Genomic DNA, 9864 nt, shown 5'->3' on the forward strand with positions numbered 1-9864 from the left:
CGTCAGGCTTTCGCCCATTGCGCAAGATTCCCCACTGCTGCCTCCCGTAGGAGTCTGGGCCGTATCTCAGTCCCAATGTGGCCGATCATCCTCTCAGATCGGCTACGCGTCGTCGCCATGGTAGGCCGTTACCCCACCATCCAGCTGATACGCCGCGAGCCCCTCTGCCGGCAGTGCCTTGCAGCACCTTTCCTCAAAGTCCCAATCGAGACCAAGAGCGAATGCGGTATTAGCCCGGGTTTCCCCGGGTTATCCCCCACCGGCAGGCAGGTTGCTCACGTGTTACGCACCCGTTCGCCACTGAACCAGCCCCGAGGGACTGATCCCGTACGACTTGCATGTGTTAAGCGCGCCGCCAGCGTTCGTCCTGAGCCAGGATCAAACTCTCCATGAGTTGAACAGCTCTTGTGAACGAACACGGTTGTGTTCATTCGGAAATATCCTTTGTATCCTCTTGCGCCCGGCCGTTCCCGAAGGAGCGCCCTGCGCGGCACGAAGGAAGGGTTGCCCCCGTGCGAGGACCAACACAGACATCTTCCAACACCCTGATTGTCAATCAAAACCGTTCGAGCCGTGGCTCGTGGCAAGGCGAGAAGTATAATGGGCTTTGCTCCCCCCGTCAACCCCCGCGCGGCACATCCGTTCGGGGCCGCGGGACCCTCGCGGATCCGGCAAAAAAAGCGGCGGCCGCCGGGTGGTGTCCGGCGGCCGCCGCGGCCCCTCAGCAGGATGGGGTGCTAGACTTCTTCCTCGTCGTCGTCGGCCCAGTCGTCGTCTTCGGCGTCCCAGTCCTCGTCGTCGTCCTCATCCCACTCGTCGTCGTCCCAGTCGTCTTCGTCCTCGAGGTCGTCGTCCTCACCCCAGTCGTCGCCCTCGTCGTCGCTCCAGTCCGCTTCCCCACCCCCTTCTTCGTCGAAGCGGGCCACGATCTCTTCCAGGTCGAGCTCCTCACCGACCGCCGGGTGAGCCATCACGTTGGGCATTCCGAAGTCTCCTTGGTAGACGCGATACTGCTGGGGGGCCCGCTGGCAGACGGCAAGAAAGGATGCCGACCACGACTCTTCGGCCCGAAAGTAAGTCGGACCGGGGGGAAGTCAAGGGCTTTTTTCCGCGTCGCGGCGCAGGGTTTCCCCCGGCGCGGATCCGCGGAGCGCCCCGATGCGCCACGCCCGGCCCTTCCCAGTGGATGCGGCCGGGCGCCAAACCCGTTGCAGCCGCCCTCTTCGCGCGCACGGCATCCCGCCCGCGGACGGGCCGGATCCGGCGCCGCGGAGCGAAGGGCTCACGCCTCGCGATCGTCCCGCACGTCGCGCCCGCGGAACAGCAGCACCTCTTCGCCCCTCCCCGCGTCCACGGGATCGCGCAGCGGCTCCTGGTAGCCGCGGCGCACGTCGTAGCGCAGCTCGTACGGGCCCATGCGCGGGCCGGCGGGAAGCAGGTCGCGGTCGCGGCCGTGGCGCGAGGCCGCGCGGTCGGGGGCGTAGGGCATGCACGGGCTCCGGGGTGCGGGGTGGGCGGCCCCGAAACGCAAGAACGGCGCCCGCCCCCGTAGCACGGGGACGGGCGCCGCGACCCTTCGGCACCGCAGGCGAAAGCCCGGACTCAGACCTCGAGCGGACGCTCCTCGACGATGGCGCGCAGCTCCTTGGAGGGCTTGAACACCGGCACCGCGCGCGGGGGAACCTCCACCGGGTCGCCGGTGCGCGGGTTGCGGGCCAGGCGGCTCTTGCGCTCCCGCACCTTGAAGGTGCCGAAGCCGCGGATCTCGATGTTCTGGTGCTCGGCCATCGCGTCCTTGACGGCGTTCAGAAAGGCGTCGACCACCACCGCGCAGTCGCGCTTGGTCACGCCCGGTCCAATGGTGTCTGCGACGCGCTGGACAAGATCCGCCTTGGTCATGTGAAGTGCTCCTCCTGGGGGTTGGTGCCGTACGTGGCTGCCTGCGAGGCAAAGGGGCGCCGGTTGCGCCGGTTTCCGCGCGGATCGTGGTGTTCCGGGCAGGGCGATCCGCGCCGGGGGCGTGGAGCGTGCCGGCCCGGTATGGCCGAATGCGTCCGGATCGGGTAAGGAAGCGGCGGATGCGGCCGGAGCCGGAGTGGCGCGGGTGAAGTGGACCTAAGAATCTGGTGGAAGGTCACTTATATGGGGCGAAGTGTAATCCGCGCCGCGTGCGCCGTCAAGCGTCTCGCTCGCCCGCGGCGGGACGGCGCGCCATCTCATCCACAAACCGGTCAAAGAGATAGCGCGAGTCGTGGGGTCCCGGGGCCGCCTCGGGGTGGTACTGCACCGAAAAAACCGGCCGCTCGCGGTGCTCCAGCCCCTCCACCGTGCCGTCGTTCAGGTTCAGGTGCGTCACCCGCAGCTCGGGGGCGCCGGGAATGCCGCTTTCGTCGCCGCGCACGGCAAAGCCGTGGTTCTGCGCGGTGATCTCGACGGCGCCGTCGGACAGGCGGCGCACGGGGTGGTTTCCGCCGCGGTGCCCGTACTTGAGCTTGTACGTATCTGCCCCGAACGCCCGCGCGATGAGCTGGTGCCCCAGGCAGATGCCGAAGACGGGCGTTCCCTGCCCCGCCAGCTCGCGGATGGCGGTGAGCGCGTGCCCCACGGCCTCGGGGTCGCCGGGGCCGTTGGAGATGAACAGCCCGTCGGCGCCGGCGGCCAGGATCTCGTCGGTGGGCGTCTCGGCGGGAAGCACGGTGACCTCGCACCCCTTCTGCGCAAGCAGCTGCAGCGAGTGCGACTTCACCCCGAAGTCGTACGCCAGCACCCGGAAGCGGGCGTCGCCGGCGGCGGGCACCACGTAGCGCTCGTCGGTCGACACGCCGCACGCCAGCTCCAGCCCCTCCATCCGCGGCTGCGCGCGAATCTGCTCCAGCAGCGCGTCCGGGTCGGCGCCGGCGCGGGCGATGGCGCCGCGCATGGAGCCCAGCGAGCGGATGTGGCGGGTGAGGGCGCGGGTGTCGATGCCGGTGATCGCCACGACGCCGCTTCGCCGCAGGTAGTCGTCCAGCGACTCGGCCGCGCGCCAGTTGCTGTAGACGGGCGGGGCCTCGTGCATCACGAAGCCGGCGACCTGCGGGTGGGCGCTTTCTTCGTCCTGCGCGTTCACGCCGTAGTTGCCGATGAGCGGGTAGGTCATCGTGACGATCTGCCCGGCGTACGAGGGGTCGGTAAGGACCTCCTGATAGCCGGTCATGGACGTGTTGAAGACCACCTCGCCAAAGGCGGTGCCGGGTGCGCCGTACGCTTCTCCGCGAAACGCGCGTCCGTCCTCCAGCATGAGCACAGCGGGCTGCGCCACCGTTCCTCCGGGCAGGCGTTGGGGCAAGTTCAATCCAGAGCGGAAGATGCGGGCGGCAATCTACGCAGGCGCGGCCCGCTGTCAAGCGCACCGGCACCGGAGCGGGCGCGGGGAGCACCGGGAGCGGGGGAGGACGGATTCCGCGCGTCTCCCGCAGCATCTCTATATAGACGTGTACGCGACCGCGTCCGTCCTCCGCCGGGACGGAGCAGGCCGATGGCGGTACAAGCCTGTTCATCAACCGTCTTCGAGAACGCCGGCGCTCGATTGAGCCTCGGCGGACGGCGCGTTTGTCCGTGGCTTGTATTCACGCCAGAGTTGCAGGAATGCTGTCGCCCGCAGCCCACGCGGTGTGTATGAGAAATTTTTTGGAGGGGCACCCTATCCGCCTCCTCATGATCTGTCTCCCATCCTTCTGCGGCTGATGATGCGTCGGGTCAGCCGAAGATCCAGCGGACGGCTCCACCTGCCGCGCGTCTTTTGCCGCACCCTGCCCCTCGCGGTGGTGGTGGATGGAGCGGCAGACGTGCGGAAGCTCGATGCGCGGCTCCGCGAACGCACGTGCGTGCGAGAGGCTTGCAGGGACGCGATCGGGATTGGGGCGGCAGGATGCGGCGCGCTCCGGCACGCAGGGCGTGGGGCCATCTCTCTGGATGCCGAGAGTCTTCTGGCACGCCGGCAGATTACGAGCACCCGACAGTAGATTCCTCAGTCGGCGCCAGAGTATCCGGTGACAGACGGTTTCGTGCGGCGCCTCCTTCGGAATGACAGATGGGTGGGACAGCGGCAGCGGCCACTCGAGGCCAGGCGACGGATGGCGTGGCATGGGGCATCAATCGTCCTCCCCGATCCGGATGCCGAGAGTCTTCTGGCACGCCAGCAGGTTACGAGCACCAGACAGTAGATTCCTCAGTCGGCGACAGAGTATCCGGTGACAGACGGTTCGGTGCGGCGCCGCCTTCGGAATGACAGATGGGTGGGACAGCGGCAGCGGCCACTCGAGGCCAGGCGACGGATGGCGTGGCATGGGGCATCAATCGTCCTCCCCGATCCGGATGCCGAGAGTCTTCTGGCACGCCGGCAGGTTACGAGCACCCGACAGTAGATTCCTCAGTCGGCGCCAAAGTATCCAGTGAGAGATGGTTCCGTGCGGCGCCTCCTTCGGAATGACAGATGGATGGTGAGGCAGGATGACGGACGACGGTGGCAAGGCGACGTCCATCGCCACTCGCGACGCGGATGGCACGACGGCACCCGTCCGTCCCTGAGAGGGTGTTGCCAAACCTCCCAGCGTGATTGACTTCCTGAGGGAGGCGCCACCCCGTACCTCGTTCGTACACTGCACCTTGGCGCCGACCGAAGGACCTCGCCAGCAGAACGACAGGGTTGGTCCCGCGGCATGAAGCCAGCCCCGCCTCGCCGGAGAGCAGGTCCTTCGGTCGCGCGCAGGCGGTTGTGTGGAATCAGGTTACACGTGGTGCGCTCCCTCAGGAAGTCAGCGCTTCTTTGTGATTTTAGGGGTTTAGCAACACCCTCTGAGGCAGAATGAGAGAGGGCGTGGCATTCATCGTCCTCCGCTCTTGATTCTGGATCGCAGGATGAGCCCGCGGGGCGCCGTCTTCTTCCCTTTCCGCCACGGGATGAAGATGAGCCACGGACTCCATCGTGTGGATCGGTACGGAGTTAGGGGATGGGGAGCGGCACGGCACGGGGTGGGCGTGCCGCGGAAGGGGCGGACCAGGGGGCATGCATTGCACCCTGCAAGAAATCATGCAAGATCGGGGAGCCCAAAACGCGGCGGAGCGCGCCACGCATGTCGTAAGTGCACCAATGACAACAACTTGCATTTTGCGCAGAAGTTGGTACACCCGTTGCCTTACCTGCCGCCGGACAGCACGACGAACCGGTGCTGGCAGTACCCACCCATCCAACACACCACGGGAGCAACACCATGCGCAACCTCCGCAACCGCCAGGGCTTCACGCTCATCGAGCTCATGATCGTCGTCGTGATCATCGGCATCCTTGCCGCCATCGCGATTCCGAAGTTCAACAACGCCTCGGCGCGCGCCAAGGAGAAGGAAGCGGACGGCATCCTGAGCCAGATCTACCGCCTGCAGGAGACCTACGCCGCCGAGAACAACGGCGCCTACGCCGCCGGCGTCGCCGACCTGATCACGGTGGGCTACCAGGCTCCGACCACCCTGAAGCACTACAGCGCCCCGACCATCAGCGCCACCTTCCCGATCACCATGACCAAGACCGGGACCGGCTACTGCGATCGCCAGATCTCGGCGACCGGCGCGCTGTCCAGCATCAACTGCCCCTGATCCACGGGTAGTGGCCTGACCTGACGGCCGGGAGCCGGGGACACTCCCCAGCTCCCGGCCGTCGCCTTTTCCCAACTGGACCTCCCCCTTTCTCCTACCCGGACGCTTCAATGAACAGGCGCGGATTTTCCCTTGTGGAGCTGATGATCGTGCTGGTGATCATCGGGATCCTGGCCGCCATCGCCATCCCGCGGTACAACGTGACCGCGCACAAGAGCAAGGAAAAGGAAGCGGACATGTTCCTGGCGCAGGTGTTCAGGCTCCAGGAGGCGTATCGCAACGAGCACAGCGTTCCGGCCGCCACCCCCACCCAGCTGCAGACGGTGGGATTCAGGAACCCCACGGGGTTCAAGTACTACACCTGGAGCGGAAGCGTCACCATCCCGCTGTGCCTTACGTCGACGGGCCCGTGGAACAGCCGCAGGGTAATGCCGGACGGCGACATCGTACCCTGCTGACGCGCCGCGGCCTTCGCGTGAGCCCCGGACCCGGCCGCACCGCCCCTGATCGCGACAGCGCCGCCGCACCCGCCGGAATGGACCCGGCCCGGATGCGGCGGCTGTCGCTCGTGGTGGCGCTGGCGGTGGGCGCGGTGCTGCGCCTGCTGCAGTACGGCGTAAACCGCGCCCTGTGGCTGGACGAGGCGCTGCTGAGCCTGAACGTGCTGCGCCGCGGCACGGGCGAGCTGCTGGCCCGCCCGCTGGACTACGGCCAGACCGCCCCCGCCGGCTTCCTTCTCCTGCAGAAGGCCGCCGTCACCCTCCTGGGCACGGGCGAGTACGTGCTGCGCCTGGTGCCGCTGGCCGCGGGGCTGGCGGCGCTGTTCTGGTTTCCGCGGGTGGCGCGGCGCTACGTCACCCGGCCGGCGCTGCCGCTGGCGGTGGCGCTCTTCGCGCTGGCGCCGTTCCTGGTCTATTATTCATCCGAGGCCAAGCAGTACTCGCTGGACGTGCTGGCCTCTGTCGCCCTGCTGGCCTGCGCCATGGCGGTGCACCACCGCGCCTCGCGCCGCACCTTGATGGTCTTCGCCGCCGTGGGCGCGGGCGCCGTGTGGCTGTCGCAGCCGGCGGTGTTCGTGCTGGCCGGCACGGGCACGGTGCTGGGGATCGATGCGCTGCGCCGCCGCGACGCCCGCGCCGTCCGCGCCCTGGTCCTGGTGGGCGCGGCGTGGGCGGCCAGCTTTGCGGGCGCGTACGCGCTTTCGCGCAACGGCCTGCAGGACGCGGCGTACATGCGCGCGTTCTGGCGCGAGGGATTTCCCGGGGCCGACCCGCTGTGGCTGCCGCGCATGGTGCTGCGGCTGTTCCGCGAGCCGCTGGGGATCTTTGGCGAAGACCCCACACCCCTGAGCCTGGTGCACACGTGGGCCGGCGCGCTGGCCTTTGCCGCCGGGTGCGCGTGGATGGCGCGCGGACGGGGCGTTCGCCTGGCGCTGCTGCTGGCGCCGGCCGGGATGGCACTGGCGGCGGCGGCGCTGCGGCTGTATCCCTTCGCCGCCAACTACACCTCCGCCGGCCGCGTGCTGCTGTTTCTGCTCCCCGCCCTGGTGATGGTGGTGGCCGAGGGAACGGTGCGCATGGGCCGGTGGATCGGCGGAACGGGCGGGCGCGCGGCGGCGTCCGTGCTGGGGGTGGTGCTGCTGGCGCCGTCGCTGGCGTACGCGGGGCTGCAGGTGCCGCACGTGCGCGCCGAGGTCAAGCCGCTGCTGGCGTACGCCGCGGACGAGCGCCTGCCGGGCGACGTGCTGTACGTGCACTACGGCGGCCGTGCGCCCTTTCTGTACTACGCGCCGCGCTACGGCTGGACCCCGTGGAACGCGGTGGTGGGCACCTGCGCGCGCATGGACCCGTCGGGCTACCTGCGCGACCTGGAGCCGCTGCGGGGGCGGCGGGTGTGGCTGCTGTTCATCGACGACCGCGCCATCGCCAACGCGGACGACCGCGGGCTGATGCTGGGCTGGCTGGAGCACGCCGGGCGCCGGGTGGACGACCAGGTCTCCATCGGCGCGGCGCTGTACCTGTACGACCTGCGGCAGCCGCCGGCGCGCACCGGACCGTACCGGGCGCGGATCCCCCGCTACGCACCCGACCCCGCGCGCGAGTGCCGGGGCCCCTGGACCAACGACCGATGACCAACGTGCAGCCGGCGGCGCCCGGCTTTACCTACTCCGGCGAAGAGCTGGACGCCCTGGCCGGGGCCGTGAACTACTACCGGTGGATCGTCCGCCGCTTTGCCCCCTTCCTGGGCCGCCGCGTGGTGGAGGTGGGCGCGGGGATCGGCACATTCGCCGAGCACCTGCTGCACGCCGTGCCCAGCGCGCAGCTGACGCTGGTGGAGCCCGCGGCCAACAACTACCCGCACCTGCGGGCGCGCTTCGCCGGCCGGCCGGAGGTGCGCACGGTGCAGGGGTACCTGGGGGACGCGGGCGCGCCCGGGAGCGCGGACTCGGTGGTGGCGGTGAACGTGATGGAGCACGTGCGCGACGACGCGGCCTTCCTGGCCGACGCGCACCGGCTGCTGGCGCCGGGCGGGCACGCGCTGCTCTTCGTCCCCGCGCTGCCGGCGCTGTTCGGCACGCTGGACGAGGCGTTCGAGCACTTTCGCCGCTATACGAGGCCGGTGCTCACGTCGGCGCTGCGGACGGCGGGGTTCCGGCCGCTGCGGGTGCACTACACCAACCTGCCGGGCGTGGCGGCGTGGTGGCTGAGCGGAAAAGTGCTGCGCCGGCGCACGGTGAGCGCGCGCGACGCGCGGATCTACGACCGATGGGTGATCCCCTGGGTCTCGGCGCTGGAGGGGGTGTGGACGCCGCCGCTGGGGCAGAGCCTGGTGGCCATCGCCCGCAAGGATGGATGACGGAGGAACGATGAGGACCGACGACCGGGGAGCCGGCCTTCGCCTGAGCGTGGTGATGCCGGTGTACAACGAGGCCGAGACGGTGGCCGAGTCCACGCGGCGGGTGCGCACGGTGCCGCTGAACGTGGAGCTGGTGTGCGTGGACGACGGCTCCACCGACGGCACGGCCGACGTGCTGCGCGCGCTGGAGGCGGAGGGCGTCATTCACCGCCTGCTCCTGCACCCCAGGAACCGCGGCAAGGGCGCCGCGGTGCGCACGGGCATCGCGGCCGCCACGGGCGAGGTGATCGTCATCCAGGACGCGGACCTGGAGTACGACCCCTTCGACCTGCCGCGCCTGCTGGAGCCCATCGCCGACGGCCGGGCCGACGCGGTGTTCGGCAGCCGCTTCGGGGGCGGGCCGCACCGGGTGCTCTACTTCTGGCACCGGATGGGGAACGGGGCGCTGACGCTGCTGTCCAACATGTTCACGGACCTGAACCTGACGGACATGGAGACGTGCTACAAGATGGTGCGCGCCGACCTGATGAAGAGCCTGCCGCTGCGCACCAACCGCTTCGGCATCGAGCCGGAGCTCACGGCGCGGCTGGCGCAGGCGCGGGCGCGCATCTGGGAGCTGCCCATCAGCTACGACGGCCGCACCTACGCCGAGGGCAAGAAGATCGGCTGGCGCGACGGCGTGGCGGCGCTCTGGCACATCGTGCGCGCCAACGTGTTCGCGCCGCCCGTACCGCAGTACGCGCCCGGCGTAACCGCGCCCGCGCGGCAGACCGTTTCCGCCGGACGGGTGATGGAGTAAGGTCGCGAGAACGGATGGGCCTCACACGGAGTCAGCGGAGTCAGCGGAGTCAGCGGAGGGAAAGCCCTCTGCCGGCTCCGCTGCTTTTGCGTGATACGCCCCGGCCGTGGACGTGGCCGATGGTTCTCAGGATCGCGCATCAGGTGGTGCGGACGGCGTGTCCTGGTGCGCCCGCGGAGATCATCGGGCGATCCGCATCCCTCCCCGAAAAACGCGGATGGCCCCCTGCCGCATTCCATCGCTCTCCCGTTCCCGAAAGCCCACGCCGGCTCGTGCCTCGTCGGCCGGCGCGCCATGCCTCCGCTCACCACGGATCAGCGATTCCGGATCGTGAGCGCAGAGGAAACGGCACGAGAAAACTCCGCTGACTCCGCGTGAATTCTCCACCTGCCGCGCGGACCCTTCCCCAGGGAACCTTGGCCAGCCGTAGCCGCACCCACCCCGCCGTTGCCGGCTGTCCCCTCTCCCCTGTCCCCTGTCCCCTGTCCCCTGTCCCCTGTCCCCTGTCCCCTGTCCCCTGTCCCCTGTCCCCTGTCCCCTGTCCCCTGTCCCCTGTCCCCTGTCCCCTGTCCCCTGTCC

At 69.3% G+C, this 9864-nt stretch carries 9 protein-coding genes and 1 rRNA gene; 5 read left to right on the forward strand and 5 right to left on the reverse strand.

All coding sequences use genetic code 11. The features are described 5' to 3' along the window. The 5 genes from VGC13_RS14635 to carA all read right to left on the reverse strand — a co-directional run. Positions 1–394: ribosomal RNA gene (locus VGC13_RS14635) — 16S ribosomal RNA — on the reverse strand; the annotation flags it as partial. Positions 395–737: 343 nt separating this feature from the next. Beyond that, complete coding sequence (locus VGC13_RS14640) at positions 738–983, reverse strand: hypothetical protein (RefSeq protein WP_331126005.1); 246 nt, start codon at positions 981–983, stop codon at positions 738–740. Positions 984–1282: 299 nt separating this feature from the next. Further along, the gene (locus tag VGC13_RS14645; protein ID WP_331126006.1) at positions 1283–1489 is read right to left on the reverse strand and encodes a hypothetical protein; all 207 of its coding nucleotides are present in this window, start codon (positions 1487–1489) and stop codon (positions 1283–1285) included. Between the two features lie 113 nt (positions 1490–1602). After that, positions 1603–1899, reverse strand: a complete 297-nt coding sequence (locus tag VGC13_RS14650) for an HU family DNA-binding protein (RefSeq protein WP_331126007.1) — start codon at positions 1897–1899, stop codon at positions 1603–1605. 277 nt (positions 1900–2176) lie between these two features. Beyond that, complete coding sequence (gene carA / locus VGC13_RS14655; RefSeq protein ID WP_331126008.1) at positions 2177–3301, reverse strand: glutamine-hydrolyzing carbamoyl-phosphate synthase small subunit; 1125 nt, start codon at positions 3299–3301, stop codon at positions 2177–2179. Between the two features lie 1951 nt (positions 3302–5252). Here carA and VGC13_RS14660 point away from each other — a divergent pair. The 5 genes from VGC13_RS14660 (at position 5253) to VGC13_RS14680 (ending at position 9285) form a co-directional block, all read left to right on the forward strand. Further along, positions 5253–5630 (forward strand): type IV pilin protein, encoded by a 378-nt coding sequence (locus VGC13_RS14660; RefSeq protein ID WP_331126009.1) that lies wholly within the window; start codon positions 5253–5255, stop codon positions 5628–5630. A gap of 110 nt (positions 5631–5740) precedes the next feature. Further along, the gene (locus VGC13_RS14665) at positions 5741–6088 is read left to right on the forward strand and encodes a type II secretion system protein (RefSeq protein ID WP_331126010.1); all 348 of its coding nucleotides are present in this window, start codon (positions 5741–5743) and stop codon (positions 6086–6088) included. A gap of 17 nt (positions 6089–6105) precedes the next feature. Further along, complete coding sequence (locus VGC13_RS14670) at positions 6106–7761, forward strand: hypothetical protein (RefSeq protein WP_331126011.1); 1656 nt, start codon at positions 6106–6108, stop codon at positions 7759–7761. Beyond that, positions 7758–8486 carry a class I SAM-dependent methyltransferase gene (locus VGC13_RS14675; protein WP_331126012.1) on the forward strand — a complete coding sequence of 243 codons (729 nt, stop codon included), beginning with the start codon at positions 7758–7760 and terminating at the stop codon, positions 8484–8486. Before VGC13_RS14670 ends, VGC13_RS14675 begins: the two co-directional genes overlap by 4 nt. Positions 8487–8496: 10 nt before the next feature. After that, a complete protein-coding gene (locus VGC13_RS14680; protein WP_331126013.1) occupies positions 8497–9285 on the forward strand; it encodes a glycosyltransferase family 2 protein in 789 nt (262 codons plus the stop codon). Positions 9286–9864 lie beyond the last annotated feature (579 nt).

Origin of the sequence: Longimicrobium sp. (assembly GCF_036399255.1) — a bacterium.
In the GTDB taxonomy this organism is placed as follows: domain Bacteria; phylum Gemmatimonadota; class Gemmatimonadetes; order Longimicrobiales; family Longimicrobiaceae; genus Longimicrobium.

Coding starts and splice junctions, on each gene's coding strand:
- VGC13_RS14640 (WP_331126005.1), bottom strand. CDS start 983: ATGCCCAACGTGATGGCTCACCCGGCGGTCGGTGAGGAGCTCGACCTG.
- VGC13_RS14645 (WP_331126006.1), bottom strand. CDS start 1,489: ATGCCCTACGCCCCCGACCGCGCGGCCTCGCGCCACGGCCGCGACCGC.
- VGC13_RS14650 (WP_331126007.1), bottom strand. CDS start 1,899: ATGACCAAGGCGGATCTTGTCCAGCGCGTCGCAGACACCATTGGACCG.
- VGC13_RS14660 (WP_331126009.1), top strand. CDS start 5,253: ATGCGCAACCTCCGCAACCGCCAGGGCTTCACGCTCATCGAGCTCATG.
- VGC13_RS14665 (WP_331126010.1), top strand. CDS start 5,741: ATGAACAGGCGCGGATTTTCCCTTGTGGAGCTGATGATCGTGCTGGTG.
- VGC13_RS14675 (WP_331126012.1), top strand. CDS start 7,758: ATGACCAACGTGCAGCCGGCGGCGCCCGGCTTTACCTACTCCGGCGAA.
- VGC13_RS14680 (WP_331126013.1), top strand. CDS start 8,497: ATGAGGACCGACGACCGGGGAGCCGGCCTTCGCCTGAGCGTGGTGATG.